Annotated in this window: 14 protein-coding genes and 1 pseudogene; 4 read left to right on the plus strand and 11 right to left on the minus strand. The window is 72.4% G+C overall.

Features of this window, described 5'->3' with window-relative positions; translation table 11 throughout:
• Both ASC99_RS23310 and ASC99_RS23315 read left to right on the plus strand, forming a co-directional pair.
• Positions 1-198, plus strand: a 198-nt coding sequence (locus tag ASC99_RS23310; protein WP_255359270.1) for a non-reducing end alpha-L-arabinofuranosidase family hydrolase, incomplete at its 5' end; no start/stop codon positions are given.
• Positions 199-656: 458 nt separating this feature from the next.
• Positions 657-1,724, plus strand: a complete 1,068-nt coding sequence (locus tag ASC99_RS23315) for an Ig-like domain-containing protein (protein ID WP_235502788.1) — start codon at positions 657-659, stop codon at positions 1,722-1,724.
• A 157-nt stretch (positions 1,725-1,881) separates the two neighbouring features.
• Here ASC99_RS23315 and ASC99_RS23320 read toward each other — a convergent pair whose 3' ends face one another.
• From ASC99_RS23320 to ASC99_RS23340, 6 genes and pseudogenes are all read right to left on the minus strand, one after another.
• On the minus strand, positions 1,882-3,237 hold the full coding sequence (locus tag ASC99_RS23320; protein ID WP_235502789.1) for a PP2C family protein-serine/threonine phosphatase: 1,356 nt from the start codon (positions 3,235-3,237) through the stop codon (positions 1,882-1,884).
• 185 nt (positions 3,238-3,422) lie between these two features.
• Positions 3,423-3,572: pseudogene (locus tag ASC99_RS42185) on the minus strand (hypothetical protein); the annotation flags it as partial.
• A 133-nt stretch (positions 3,573-3,705) separates the two neighbouring features.
• Positions 3,706-3,936 (minus strand): hypothetical protein, encoded by a 231-nt coding sequence (locus ASC99_RS23325; RefSeq protein ID WP_057235202.1) that lies wholly within the window; start codon positions 3,934-3,936, stop codon positions 3,706-3,708.
• A gap of 248 nt (positions 3,937-4,184) precedes the next feature.
• Entirely contained in the window at positions 4,185-4,379 is a 195-nt protein-coding gene (locus ASC99_RS23330) for a DUF6011 domain-containing protein (protein ID WP_057235204.1), read from the minus strand.
• A 4-nt stretch (positions 4,380-4,383) separates the two neighbouring features.
• Complete coding sequence (locus ASC99_RS23335) at positions 4,384-5,517, minus strand: PP2C family protein-serine/threonine phosphatase (RefSeq protein ID WP_057235206.1); 1,134 nt, start codon at positions 5,515-5,517, stop codon at positions 4,384-4,386.
• Between the two features lie 90 nt (positions 5,518-5,607).
• Positions 5,608-6,825, minus strand: coding sequence for a cytochrome P450 (locus tag ASC99_RS23340; protein ID WP_057235209.1), 1,218 nt, complete (start codon positions 6,823-6,825; stop codon positions 5,608-5,610).
• Positions 6,826-6,933: 108 nt separating this feature from the next.
• Here ASC99_RS23340 and ASC99_RS23345 point away from each other — a divergent pair, with 108 nt between their 5' ends.
• Positions 6,934-7,293, plus strand: a complete 360-nt coding sequence (locus ASC99_RS23345; RefSeq protein ID WP_057235211.1) for an arsenate reductase family protein — start codon at positions 6,934-6,936, stop codon at positions 7,291-7,293.
• Positions 7,294-7,311: 18 nt separating this feature from the next.
• On the opposite strand, the gene ASC99_RS23350 is transcribed toward ASC99_RS23345, so the two are convergent.
• Positions 7,312-7,785: a hypothetical protein gene (locus ASC99_RS23350; RefSeq protein ID WP_057235213.1), complete on the minus strand. Its 474-nt coding sequence runs from the start codon at positions 7,783-7,785 to the stop codon at positions 7,312-7,314.
• Between the two features lie 51 nt (positions 7,786-7,836).
• Here ASC99_RS23350 and ASC99_RS23355 point away from each other — a divergent pair, with 51 nt between their 5' ends.
• Positions 7,837-8,388: a DUF1697 domain-containing protein gene (locus tag ASC99_RS23355; RefSeq protein WP_057235215.1), complete on the plus strand. Its 552-nt coding sequence runs from the start codon at positions 7,837-7,839 to the stop codon at positions 8,386-8,388.
• Here ASC99_RS23355 and ASC99_RS23360 read toward each other — a convergent pair.
• The 4 genes from ASC99_RS23360 to ASC99_RS23375 all read right to left on the minus strand — a co-directional run bounded on the left by ASC99_RS23360 (position 8,385) and on the right by ASC99_RS23375 (position 12,931).
• A complete protein-coding gene (locus ASC99_RS23360) occupies positions 8,385-9,347 on the minus strand; it encodes a DUF1152 domain-containing protein (RefSeq protein ID WP_057235216.1) in 963 nt (320 codons plus the stop codon). The two genes, ASC99_RS23355 and ASC99_RS23360, sit on opposite strands and share 4 nt — an antisense overlap.
• A 34-nt stretch (positions 9,348-9,381) precedes the next feature.
• Positions 9,382-10,110, minus strand: coding sequence for a hemerythrin domain-containing protein (locus ASC99_RS23365; RefSeq protein ID WP_057235218.1), 729 nt, complete (start codon positions 10,108-10,110; stop codon positions 9,382-9,384).
• 152 nt (positions 10,111-10,262) lie between these two features.
• A complete protein-coding gene (locus ASC99_RS23370) occupies positions 10,263-11,270 on the minus strand; it encodes an esterase family protein (RefSeq protein ID WP_057235220.1) in 1,008 nt (335 codons plus the stop codon).
• A 377-nt stretch (positions 11,271-11,647) separates the two neighbouring features.
• Positions 11,648-12,931, minus strand: a complete 1,284-nt coding sequence (locus ASC99_RS23375; RefSeq protein ID WP_057235222.1) for an ROK family protein — start codon at positions 12,929-12,931, stop codon at positions 11,648-11,650.
• Between the last annotated feature and the right edge of the window lie 175 nt (positions 12,932-13,106).

The following is a 13,106-nucleotide window of genomic DNA, read 5'->3' on the forward strand; positions in this document are numbered from 1 at the left end:
ATCAGCCACGGCGACCTGGTCCGCAACAACCCCGACCAGACCATGACCCACGGCGACCTGGTCCGCAACAACCCCGACCAGACCATGACCATCGACCCCTGCAACCTCCAACTCCTCTACCAGGGCAAGTCCCCCACCGCCGGCGGCCCCTACGACCAACTGCCGTGGCGTCCCGGTGTCCTCACCCTGCAGCACTGACCTGCCTGATCCACGCAGATCGCGATCGGGTGCGGGCTGCCGGAGCGTGGCCGAGCGGTTTTCCGTACGGGCAACTCCACCTGCTGACCTGACCCGGATCAGCAAGAGCGCCCGCAACTCGGTGCCGTACACCGTCGGCCTCTGACCAACCCCGCACCCACCGTCCCGTTCATCAGCCGACAGATGAACGGGACGCCTGCGGGCAACCGCGCCGCAGTGCGCAGCCGAGTTCCATCCGTGCGAATTCGTGACACGGTTCGAGGCTCTCGGCTGAAACCTGAGCGCCCGTCAGCGCGTGTACCTTCCGGAAGATCCGATGGAGGGGGGCCGTCGTGCGACGGATTTCGATGGTGGGCGCGGCGCTGAGCGGGGTTCTGCTACTGGCCGCGTGCCGTGGGGGCGAGGGCGTCGCAGGGGGCGACTCCGGCGGATCGGGCGCCAGTGGCACGAGCGCCGCGGTGAAGACGTCCGCTGCCCTGCTGTCGATCGAGCCCAAGGACGGCGCGCAGGACGTGGCCCCGGGCGCGGTCAAGGTCTCGGTGGCGAGCGGCAAGCTGACCGAGGTCACGGTCACCGACAAGGACGGCAAGCCGGTCGATGGCGCCATCGCATCCGGCGGCCTCACCTGGACCCCGGCCGCAGGCGGCCTCTCGGTCGGCTCGACGTACAGGGTGAACGCCAAGGCGGCGGACGCCGACGGCGTGGCGACCACCGCCACCTCCGCCTTCACCACCCTCACCCCCAAGAAGACCGCCACGGTCGAGGACAACGTGGTGACCGGGCGGAACTTCGGCGTCGGCATGATCATCTCGGTCCACTTCGGCGTGAAGGTCAAGAACAAGAAGGACGCCGAGAAGGCCATCGCCGTCGAGGCCTCGGACGGCACCGAGGTCAAGGGCCACTGGTTCGAGAACGACACCCGACTCGACCTGCGCCCCGCCGAGTACTGGAAGCCCGGCACCACGGTGAAGGTCCACCTGCGGACCAAGAGCGTGGAACTCGCTCCCGGCGTGTACGGCGCGACCCAGCGCGACGAGCACTTCACCATCGCCCGCTCCCGGATCAGCGAGGTCGACGCCCGCACCCACCAGATGGTGGTCAAGGAGGACGGCAAGCCCCAGCAGACCATCCCGATCGTCGCGGGCACCAACGACAACCCGTCCTGGAACGGCACCATGGTCATCTCGACCATGAGCCGGATGGAGAAGATGACCTCCGAGGGCCAGACCAACCTCGTGGGCGAGGGCTACGAGGCCGTCGAGCCGCACGCGATGCGCCTGACCAACTCCGGCACCTACCTGCACGGCAACCCGCAGGCCGTCGGAAAGGCCGGCCACGCGAACATCAGCCACGGCTGCATCGGGATGGTCGACACCCTGGAGGGCGACGAGAACTCCCCCGCCGGCAAGGTCTACGCCGCCTCGCTGATCGGCGACGTCGTGATCATCCGGAACTCGATCAAGAAGGAGCCGCTCGACCCCGCCAACGGCCTGAGTGGCTGGACCATGCCTTGGGCGCAGTGGTGACCGGTCGCGCTGATGCCGACGCTGTTCCTGGTGCTCGGCCCGCTGGGCCAGTCCACGACGGCGGCGAACAACTTCGCCGACGGGCGAAGGTGGCGGACGCGGGTGAGGGGTTCGCGCCGGGCCGGGGCGCGCAGCTCGCCGCCGCAACGCCGGCAGCTCACTGAGCCTGCCGGAAGCGGGCGACCAGGATGGCGATGTCGTCCTCGGTGGCGGTGCCGGGGGTGGTGAGCCGGTGCAGGGTGTGGTCGACGATCTCGGTCAGTGTGGTGCCGGGGACGACGCGGAGGGTGGTGAGGCGGTCCAGCGAGACGTCGATGTCCTCGCCCCGGCGTTCGATCAGGCCGTCGGTGTAGAGCAGCAGGGTGCGGCCGGGCCCGCAGGGCACCGTGAGGGAGGTGTGCCCGCCGAGGCCGACGCCCAGCGGCGGACCGGTGGGCAGGTGCAGCAGGCGGGTGCTGCCGTCGGCCTCGACGACGGCGGGTGGCAGGTGACCGGCGCTGGCGTAGGTGCACTCGCCGCGGACGGGGTCGGCGAGGACCAGCAGGCAGGTTGCCGGGCGTTCGGCGGCGGCCTCGGCCATCAGCGCGTCGAGGGCGTCCAGGATCAGGTGCGGGGCCGGTTGCTGACGGGCGATCACCTTGAGCATCGAGCTGTAGTGGCTCATGTCCACGGCCGCCTGCACGCCGTGGCCCATCACGTCGCCGATCACCAGCAGGGTCCTGCCCTGCGGCAGCGCGATCGCGTCGAACCAGTCCCCGCCGACCAGTGCGCTGGCCCCCGACGGCAGGTAGCGGGTGGCGATGTCCAGGCCCGGGTGCGGCCGTCCCGGTGCGGCGAGCAGCGCCTGCTGGAGCTCCAGGGCGATGTGGTGCTCGGCGGTGTAGCGGCGGGCGTTGTCGAGGGCGATCGCGGCCCGGCGGGCCAGGTCCTGCGCGGTGGCGACGTCGTCGGCGTCGAAGGCCGGCGAACCCTCGGCCCGCAGCAGGGTGACGGTGCCGACGGGCTTGTCACGGCAGGACAGCGGGACCACCAGAGCGGAGTGCAGACCACTGGCCCGGTAGGCGTCGACCCGGTCGGGGGCGGGGGCGGCCCGGCTGAGTTCGGCGTCGGTGAAGACGTTGTCGACCATCGGGCGGCCCGACTCCAGGCACCGCTGGATCGAGGACCCGGGCTGGTAGTCGACGTACTCGCCGGGCGCGCCGAAGCTGCGCACCCGCGCCAGCAGTCCGGGGGTGGCGTCCATCCCGGCCCGGCGCAGCCGCAGGGTGCCGGGCGGTACGGGGCGGGCACCGGGGTCGGCCTCGTGCGGGAGGACCTCCACGGTCGCGGCGTCCGCGAGCCCCGGGACCAGGAACGCCGCCAGCTCCTGGCAGGTGGTGTCCATGTCGAGGGTGGTGCCGATGACGGTGGCCGCCTGGTCCAGCACGGCCAGCCGGGCCCGGGCGCGCTCCAGGTTGCGCTGCTGCTCCTGGGCGTCCGTGACCTCCACCAGGATGCCCACCAGGCCGACCACCCGGCCGTCCTCCTCGATCCGGTGGTAGGCCGCGTGCCAGTAACGACGCGGGCGGTCCGAGCCGGCCAGGGTGTGACCGCTGGAAGTGATCTCGCGGGGGATGCCGTCCGCCAGGATCTGCCGCAGGGTGTCCTCCCGCGCGTCGAGGCGGGCAGCACCTCCCTGACGGGGCGTCCGATGTGCTCGGCCGCGGCCAGGCCGTTCATCCGCGCCAGGGTGGGGTTGACGTACTGGAAGCAGAGCTCGGGGTCGAAGACCACCACCCCCGCCTCGGTACCGTCCAGCAACTGCCGCAGCAGGTCCTGGGTCCGGCGCGAGGAGGCGTCGTCCAGCACCCTGCGCCCTCATTCCTCGCGCTCCGCCTGCGGTCACCGCCCATCGTGCGGTGCCCCGCCGCCCGTCGCACCCGCAACCGGTCGCGCCGCCCCAGCCACCAGGGCGGCGGACCGGTAGCGGGTCAGCGGCAGGTCAGAGGTGATCCCGCAGGTAGCCGGAGAGCTTCCGCGACCACTCGGTCAGCTCGTCCCGGCGCATCTTCCCCTCGCACAGCGCCTCGGCCTGGGCGTCGGACAGCCGGTCCCCGCCCGGCTGCTCCAGCAGGCCGGACATCTCCTGCAGCACGGTCGCCAGCTGTTCCGCATCGGTGTGGCTGAGCATCACGAGCGCATCGGTGTGGCTGATGGCCATCGAACCGGGCATCGCAGCCTCCTCTCGGTGGGCCCCCGTCCACGGTACGACCGCTCCCCCGGGCGTCGCTTCCCGAGCCGGCCCGGCCCTCGCTCCCATCGGTGCACGAACCGAGCGGCCGCCCGGGTGAAAGGACGTTTCCCCTGGTGGGGGCGGGCGTTTGGCATGGCATGACGAAGACTTGGAAGTTCCTCATCGCCACCGTGCTCACCGTCGGAGTGGTCGGCCTGGTCGCTGCCGCCTATGCCCGGGAGTGACCCTCAGAACAGCGGGTCCTGCTCGCCGGGGAGGACGTGCGTGCCGTCCTCGGGGCCCCGGCAGCCCGGGCCGAGCCGGCGGATCCGGGACTCCGGGTCGTGCAGCGGACGGCCGCAGCGGCGGCACCGCAGCAGACTCGGCCGGTCCGGAGGGATCGGCAGGATCGGTGGGATCAGGGCGGAGTCGTCGGGCTGCACCGGGTCAGTCTGACGGAGCGTCGGACCCGGGACCAACCGGGGTCAGCGCCAGGATCGCGAGGTCGTCGGTGAGCGGGCCGCAGCGGGTCCGGACGTCCTCGTCCAGGGCGGTGACCAGGTGCTCCGGGTCGGTGCCGGGGAGGGCGGTGAGGGTGGTGAGGCGCTCGGCGACGGGATAGAAGGCACCGGCCGGGTCGCGGGCCTCGCTGAGACCGTCGGTGTAGAGCAGCAGGGTGTGGCCGGGCTCCAGGGTGAAGGCGACCGGGGCGGCGGGAGCGGCGAGGCTGAGGCCGCCGAGGCCGAGCGGGAGCTGTTCGGGGGCGTCGACGGCCCGGACCCCGGCGGGGCCGATCAGCAGCGGGGCGTGGTGGCCCCGGTTGACCAGCAGGCAGCGGCCGGTCCCGGGGTCGTGCTGGAGCAGGGTGGCGGTGGCGAAGAGCTCCTGGTCGTCGCGGTCGCCCGCGACCCGTTGGAGCTGACGGTCCAGCAGGTCGGCCAGGTCGTTGAGGTGTTCGGTCTCGTCGGCGACGGCTCGGAAGGCGCCGAGCAGGTCGGCGACGGTGCGGACGGCGTCCAGGCCCTTGCCCCGGACGTCGCCGAGCAGCACCCGGGTGCCGTACCTGGTCTCGCAGATCGAGTAGAGGTCGCCGCCGATCGGGACTTCGGCCTGGGCCGCCCGGTAGAGACCGGCGGTGCGCAGACCACCGCTGCGGGGCGGTACGGGGTGCAGCACGGTGCGTTGCAGTGCCTCGGCGACCGAGCGGACCTGGACCAGGTCGTGCTCCTGCCTGTTCCGCTGCCAGGACAGCACGGCACCGAGGACGCCGGCCAGCGCGGTGGCGAGATAGATCCACACATGGTGCTGCTCGGTGAGGTGGCCGACCCGCTCGGCCATCGCGCCCTGCAGCGCCACGGCGCCGACGGTGCTCAGCGCCACCGCACCGGGGCCGTAGCCGAAGGCGACCAGGACCGGGAGCACGGCCAGCGGGAAACCGGCCGCGATATGGGCGGAGGCGGCGTACTCGGCGATCAGGTCGACGGCCACCAGCAGCACCGGCAGGGCCCTGACCCAGCGAGGGGTCCGGACCCGGCTGAGCGCTCCGACCGGAGCGGTGGCGTGCTGGCGCGGCGTGAACACAGTGGACCTCCGAGGGCATACCGCTCCATGGTCGCCGACGGGAGGGCCAGGCGCAGTGGACCAAAGTCCCGTACGTCCTGGGCGGAAGGCTCAGCGGAGGGTGACCGGCAGAGTCCGGTACCCGCGCAGGACCAGCCGGCTGCGGCGGGTCGGCGGACCGGCCGGGGCGAGGCCGGGGAACCGGTCGAGCAGGGCGGGCAGTGCCACCGTGGCTTCCAGCCGGGCGAGTTGGGCCCCGAGGCAGAAGTGCGGGCCGCCGCCGAAGCTGACCGGCTGGTTGTCCGTGCGGCGGGGGTCGAACCGCTCCGGGTCAAGGTAGCGGGCCGGGTCGCGGTTGGCGGCCCCGAGCAGCAGGTGGATGCCGGTGCCGTACGGGGTCGGGACACCGCCGACCGAGAGCTCGTCGCTGAGCGAGATCCGGGAGGTGAGCTGCACGGGCGAGTCGTACCGGAGCACCTCCTCGATCAGGCCGCTCGGGGTGACCTCCCCCGCCCGCACGGCGGCCCGCTCGGCGGGGTGGTCGAAGAGCAGCGCCAGGCCGTTGCCGAGCAGGTTGGCGGTGGTCTCGAACCCGGCGGCCAGCAGCAGCACCAGATTGGCCAGCAGCTCCCGCCCGGACAGCCGCCCGTGATCGGCGGCGGCGGCCTGGACCAGCGCGCTGACCAGGTCGTCGGCCGGCTCGGCCTGCCGCCTGGCCGCCAACACCGTGAAGTAGTCCGCGAGTTCGTCGGCGGCCGCATCGGCCGCCGCCAGCTCGGGATCGGACGCGATCAGCTCCAGCGCGGCCGTCAGGTCGTCGGCCAGCGGCCGGAACCGGGCCCGGTCGGCCGCCGGGACACCGAGCAGCTCGCAGATCACCCCGACCGGCAGCCGGTAGGCGAAGGCGTCCATGAAGTCGACCGGGGAGCCGTCGGCACCGGTCTCGGCCAGCTCGCCCAGCAGCCCGTCGACCGCGGCGACCACGGCGGGCTCCAGCGCGGCCACCCGGCGGGCGGTGAACACCGAGGCGATCAGCGAGCGCATCCGCCCGTGGTCGGGGGCGTTGGTCTCCAGCATTGACGCGCCCAGCAGCACCTTGGAGCTGTGCTCCAGATAGCCGTCCTCCCAGCGCTCGCGCAGCGCCGCGTCCGGGACGTGGAAGGCGGTGGAGCGGAGCACCTGGTTGACCTCGCGGTGGCCGGCCACGAGCACCATGTTCGGCCCCGCCTCGCTCACCGGGCCGAGCTCGTGCGCCCGGGCGTAGAGGGGGTACGGGTCGGCCCGGCCCTCCTCGCCGAGCAGCCGTCCGATGATCTCCTCGCCGTCCATCCCCACCCCTCCCGCAGGCACTGCCCACTCAACCGCACGGTGGGCCGCCGAGTTCCCGGCCGGGCCGTGGTGGCTGGTCAGCCCCGGCTTCCTTAGTAGGCTGGCCGGATGGAGATCTGGATCAACCCGCGCTGCGGGAAGTGCCGTAGCGCGCTCGGCGAGCTGGAAGCGGCCAAGGCCGAGTACACCGTCCGCCGCTATCTGGAGGACCCGCCGAGCGTCGCCGAGCTGGAGCAGGTGCTCACCCGGCTCGGGCTCGAACCCTGGGACATCACCCGGCTGGACGAGCCGGTGGCCAAGGAACAGGGCATGAAGCAGTGGAGCCGGACCGAAGCCGACCGGGGCCGCTGGATCGCGGCGATGGCCGAACACCCCATCCTGATCCAGCGGCCGATCATCACGGCCGACGACGGTCACGCGGTGGTCGCCCGGACGCCGGAGGCGGTGCGCGCCGTCCTGCCGGGCTGACGTCGGGTCAGGCCGGGGTCAGCTCCGCCGGACCGTCCGCACGTCCTCGCCCGGCCGCCAGGAGCGGATCACCAGCTGGTCGTCCTCGACCTCGGTCAGCACCACCTCGGTCGGCTCCAGCCGGAAGGCGTGGAACGGGCCTGGCGGCGGTGCCGACGGGAGCTCCGCGACGTACCCGCTCAGCTCGATCTCGTCGGTGAGCTCGTGGGCCAGGCCGGAGATCTTGGCGTCGCCGCCGGCCATGGTCGGGTCGGAGGGGTTGCTGTGCAGCGCGAACCGGCCGTCCCGGCGCAGGTCGAGGGCCTTCAGTGCGCCGTACATCGAGCCGATGGTCAGATCCGCGCCCATGAACTGCACCTCGGTGCCGCTCACCCGCGGTGCCCCGCCTCTGCGCAGGGTGGCCAGCACATGGTGCCGGTTCGCCTCGAACCGGGCGCGTACCGCGGGCGCCAAGTCCGGGGCCTCTCGTTCGAAATCCTGCCAGGTCGTCATCCGACCAGTGTCCCAGCGGCCGCTGACAGTGGCTGCTGCGACACTGGCGCCATGACCGGGACCACCACGTACATCGCGTTCCTGCGGGCCGTCAACGTCGGCGGGCGGACGGTGAAGATGGAGCCGCTGCGGGCGCTCTTCGCCGAGCTCGGGCTCGACGACGTGCGCTCGTACATCCAGAGCGGCAACGTCTTCTTCAGCACCGACGAGACCGACCGCGCCGCTCTGACCGTCCGGATCGAGCAGCACCTGGAGCAGGCCCTCGGCTACGCCGTCCCGGTGATGCTGCGCACCGTCGAGGAGGTGGCCGAGCTGGTCGAGTCCGACCCCTTCGCGGGCATCGAGGTCACTCCCGAGGTCCGGCTCTGCGTGGTCTTCCTCTCCGAACCGCTGCCCGCCGACCTGGAGTTCCCGGTCCGCTCCCCCAAGGGCGACTGGGAGATCGTCTCCGCCACCCCGGGCGCCGCCTGCACCGTCCTGCACCTGCGCGACGGTCGGACCGTCAACCCGGCCACCATGTTCCCCAAGTCCTACCGGGGCCAAGGCACTTCGCGCTTCTTCCACACCGTCGTGAAGATCCTGGCAGCCGCCCGCAAGGGCTAGTGCGGGAACATCCGGGGCGGCCGCTGCTGCGGCAGGGTGTCGCGGAACTCCTCGATGGCGGTGCTGATCTGACGCATCAGGTGGGTGCGCTCGATCCGGTCCAGGTAGCGGTTGCGGGCGGCCAGGGCCTCGACGGTGACCGAGAAGTACAGGGTCATCAGCGGGTTCACGAAGAGCTGGGCGCCCTTGGTCCGGTCGGTGAACCGGACGTCGCCGAACTCGCCGCGCAGGGCGGCCGCGACCGAGCCGTGGACGATGCTGGGGTGCTCGGGGAAGGCGGCCCTGGCGTGTTCGACGGCGTCCAGGTAGAGCCTGCCCTCCCGGCTGTCGCGGGGCAGCGAGAAGGCGCCGAGGTAGCCGCCCTCCCGGTCGAGGGCGGCCAGGTTCTCCAGCACCAGCGAGTGGTTGACGCCGTGGTAGGCGTCCACGCCGAAGCCCAGGCAGCTGACCAGCCGGACGGGTATCTCCGGCATCCCGGCCACCGCGGCCAGGCTGGCCATGTCCTCCTCGGGAGTGCCGAGGCCGGCCTCGTCGCCGCACATCAGGATGTCGGTGCCGCCGTCCACCAGCACGATCGCGTCGATGCCGAGGTGCGAGCAGAGCGCCCGGTAGGCGGCCCGCAACGGCTGGACGCCGACCGAGGCGAACGCCCAGACGGTGTCGGGCATGCCGTGCAGCCGCAGCCAGCGGGCCAGGGTGCGTTCCGGGAAGTACGGTTCGGCCGAGCTGGTGTCGGGGCGGATCTCCGCCACCTCCTGCTCCAGCCAGACCCCGGCGTCCAGGCCGTAGAGGTGACTGAACGACAGGTTGGCCAGGTGGACTTCACGTCCGGCCGCGCGCAGCGCGAGGGCCAGCGGCAGACCGGCGTAGACGTCGAAGCCGCCGCCCGCCCCGGCGATCAGCACCTTACGGGCCTGGCCGAGACGGGTCAGCAGCTGCGGTTCGAAGAACGGAGGCATCCGTGGACGTTATCAAGCCAACTGCCGGTCCCGGTCAGGACTGCGGGCCCCAGAGTTCGTCGGTGCACCGGGCGTAGGTGTCCCGCCAGTGCGGCCAGTGCCGGGCGGTGGAGTCGTCGCAGTCGGCCAGCAGCCGGTCGATCTGCACCGGGTCCACCCCCTCCAGCAGCCAGACCAGCGCGTCCGAGGTGTTGGGCCCGTCCGCCGCGCGGAGCAGGTCGAGCAGCTCGGGCAGGGTGCCGATCCGCGATCCGGCCGGGAAGATGCCGTCGAGGCGGGGCAGCAACTGCCGCTCCTCGATCCGCAGATGGGTCTCCAGCCGGGCGGCCAGCTCCTCCACCGCGTACGCCACCGACCAGGCGCTGGCCGGGTCCCTGGTGGCGATCCGGACCAGCGTGGTGATCCGGGTGAAGGAGTGGTCGAGGTTGTGGTGGTCGGACTCCAGCCAGTTGAGCAGCAGCCGGAGTTCGGGGGCGAAGCGGCGAAGCAGCGGCCACAGCCGGGTGTCCTGCTGCTCGTGGTGGCAGGTGAGCATCGCGGTGAGGAAGTCCCAGTGCCGCTGGACCGCCTCGGCGGTGGCGGTGTCCTCGGGCTGGAGCAGCCGCAGGGCGTTGGGCAGCCGGGTGAGATCGCGGCGGAGCGCGGCGTGCACCAGACGCAGCCCGGCGAACGGGATCGCCTCGACGGCGGGCTGCACCTTGCGCCCCTCGCCCGGCTGGGCGGGGACCTTGGGGGATTCGACGGGCAGCAGGTGGCTGGGCATGGCACTCTCTTCACGACTGGCTGAGACAGGGCCGGTGCGGCGCCGCAGTCGCGGCGCCCCGGCTCGGGTCTCCAGGGTGGTGACAGACCATCAGAGTCGAATCAATGTCTGATTGACGTGCAGGTCAGCGGCCTGCCGCCGCTGACGGGCGGTCAGTCGTGCTCCGGCCCGGCCAGGTTCTTGGTCAGCCACTCCAGGGTGGCCGGGATCATCTTCTTGAAGTCTGTGGTGAGGTGCTTGCCGCCGGGCTGCTCGTAGTACTCGACGGTGGTCGGGGCCGCCGCCTTGGCGACCCACGTCTTGACCACCTTGAGCTCGTTCGGGTTGGCCCCGCCCGCGGTGGCCAGCATCCGGACGTCCGCGCCCTTGGTGATCAGCTCGCCGGGGCTGTTGGCGAGGCGCTCCGCCTCGTGGCCCTTCCAGAGCGGGGAGTCCGGGTTGAAGTAGCCGTCGATCGGCACCGCGGCCTTGAACACGTCCGGGTGCTGGAGGGCCAGCTTGGCGCTGCAGAACGCGCCGGTGGAGGCACCCATCAGGCCCCAGCCGTCCCGGCCCTTGACGGTACGGAAGTTGGCCCGGACGAAGTCCGGGATGTCCTGCGCCATCCAGGTGCCGATCTTCGGCTGGCCCGGGATGTCACTGCACTCCAGCGCCTTGGCCTCGTTGGTGTCCAGGTTCTGCACCGGCATCACCATGATGAACGGGTGGGCCTTGCCCGCCTTCGACATCTCCGCGCCGATCTCCTGGATCGGCAGCTGGTTGTCGGTCCAGGTGTTGTAGTTCGCGCTCTGGCCGCCCGCGTACAGGGTGAGCACCGGAAAACCGGTCTTGGCGTACTTCGGGTCGTTGTACTCCGGCGGCAGCCAGACCCAGACCTTGGCGGTGACTCCGGACTTCGGGCCGGTCAGCGTGGTCGCCCTGATCGGCCCGGCCGCGGTGTCCCGGATCTTCTTGAACTCGGCCTCCGGCCCCGTGGGCATCAGCACCTTGGTCGGCTTCGGCGGCGTGCTGCTCTTCGCAGCCGACGGCGCGGCCCCCTTCCCACCGTCGGCGGCCGCAGGCCGGTCCGAGCCGGCCTCACTCCCGCAGGCCGCCAGGCCCAGGGCGAGCGCGAGCACGCTGACGACGGACAGGGCGGTACGGCTGCGCTTGAACGGCAAGGTCTCTCTCCGACCGGTCTCTCGTCCGGGCGGACCGGCCAGGACGGTGGCCCCGAGGTGAGGCCGGGGCGGGGCACCAGAGGTACCGGCCCAGGTCAGCGTCACGGCCCGAAGGGGCAAGTGCGCCGTCCGGAATCCTACGACGCAGGTGCGGGGAAGGCCGGTTGCGATCTTTCGCCCCCACCCACTGACATCCCGTCATCCGACGGGGGTGGGCCCCCGCCGGACGACGGGCCGCGGACCTCCGACGAGGCCATGACCAGCCCGTCCGGCGTGCACGAACCGGTCCCTACGGCCTGCGTACGGCTCTTCACCACGGCACCGGCCGACGGCCGGCCGGTGGCAGCGTGACCACTGTCACACCGCTCGACGGCGGGTCAGACGGGCTTGGCCGGTCGGTCCTGGAGGAGGCCGAGCGCGCTGAACGGCTCAGTGATCACCTGTTCCAGCACCGGCACCGCCGAGGACCGGACCAGCGTCCGGGCCCCGAACACCGCCGGGACGATGTCGTCGGCGACGGCCAGGCCCCGGTGGCTGCGGCGGCCGACCTCGGTGCGCAGCTCGTCCAGGTACTCGTCGGCGACCAGGATGCCGCCCGCCAGCACCACCCGGCTGGGGTTGATCAGGTCCACGATGGTGGCAACCGCGCGCCCGACCCGGCGGGCCCGGGTCCGCAGCAGGTCCTGCGCCTGCTCGTCGCCCGTGCCGGAACCGGCCGGCCGGGCCGCCGCGACCAGCCGCTCCAGGGCCAGCGCGGCACCGTCCGCCGGGTCGTCCGGGATCACCCCGAGCTCGCGGGCCCTGGCCACCAGCGCGGTGTCGGAGGCGGTGGCGTTAAGGCAGCCCGCGCCGCAGACCGGGCAGCGCGCCGCCTCGGGGTCGTCGGTGGCGAGCAGGTGCTCGATCGCGCCGGCCGCCGCACCGGGGCCCCGGTGCACGGTGCGGTCGACCACGATCGCGGCACCCAGCACGTTGCCGATCATGACCAGCACGAAGTCGTCGACCTCGCGGCCCGCGCCGAACCACAGCTCGGCCCGGGCGATGGCGCGGACGGTCTGCTCCAGTACCAGCGGCCCGGGCAGGCTGTCGGCCAGCAGGGCCGGCAAGTTGACGTCCCGCCAGCCGAGCGGGCCGTGCTCGACCACCCTGCCCCTGGCGCCGTCCACCCAGCCGCCGATGCTGACGCCGGTGCCGACCAGGCGGCGGCCGTCCAGCTTCTCGGCCAGGAAGGCCCGGACGGCGCGGCCGGCCTGCTCGGTGATCCGGGCCGGCGAGAGGTCGGGCAGCTCGTGGTGCGGGAGTTCGCGCTCGGCGATCACGCTGCCGTCCAGACCGACCAGGCCGAAGGTGGTCCGCAGCAGACCGATGTGCAGTCCGAGCGCCACGATCCGGTCGCCGTCCACCCGGAGCGGCACCCGGGGGCGGCCCTGGGTGGGCTCCACCGGGGCGAGCTCGTTGAGCAGCTCCACCTCCATCAGCGAGGCGGTGAGCTTGGTGACGCTGGGGGCGGACAGCCCGGTGTGCCGGGCGATCTCGGCCCGCGAGACCGGGCCGTGCGCGAGGACGGCACGCAGCACCGCGGAGGCGTTGCCCTGCCGCATCAGCTGGGCCCGCTGTCCTGCCGTGACCAGGCCCTGGGGCCGGCCGTTCCGGTTCTGCACGATGACTGCCTCCTTTCGGACACTCTAGCGAGGCCGACCAGTCGCCTCCGGCCGTCTTGTTCGGCGGCCGGTGCTTCCCATCACTCGGAGGGCGCCGCCCCGCTCACTCGCTGGACGCTTCGACAAGTGACGGCCGGTCCGTCCGTGCGCGATCATCGAGGGGCCGTCCAGTCGA

Origin of the sequence: Kitasatospora sp. Root107, assembly GCF_001424875.1 — a bacterium.
Classification (GTDB): domain Bacteria; phylum Actinomycetota; class Actinomycetes; order Streptomycetales; family Streptomycetaceae; genus Kitasatospora.

Bases quoted from the DNA above. Each gene is read 5' to 3' on its own strand.
- ASC99_RS23325 (WP_057235202.1), bottom strand. From the start codon at position 3,936: ATGCCCGGTTCGATGGCCATCAGCCACACCGATGCGCTCGTGATGCTC.
- ASC99_RS23340 (WP_057235209.1), bottom strand. From the start codon at position 6,825: ATGGACGGCGAGGAGATCATCGGACGGCTGCTCGGCGAGGAGGGCCGG.
- ASC99_RS23345 (WP_057235211.1), top strand. From the start codon at position 6,934: ATGGAGATCTGGATCAACCCGCGCTGCGGGAAGTGCCGTAGCGCGCTC.
- ASC99_RS23350 (WP_057235213.1), bottom strand. From the start codon at position 7,785: ATGACGACCTGGCAGGATTTCGAACGAGAGGCCCCGGACTTGGCGCCC.
- ASC99_RS23355 (WP_057235215.1), top strand. From the start codon at position 7,837: ATGACCGGGACCACCACGTACATCGCGTTCCTGCGGGCCGTCAACGTC.
- ASC99_RS23360 (WP_057235216.1), bottom strand. From the start codon at position 9,347: ATGCCTCCGTTCTTCGAACCGCAGCTGCTGACCCGTCTCGGCCAGGCC.
- ASC99_RS23365 (WP_057235218.1), bottom strand. From the start codon at position 10,110: ATGCCCAGCCACCTGCTGCCCGTCGAATCCCCCAAGGTCCCCGCCCAG.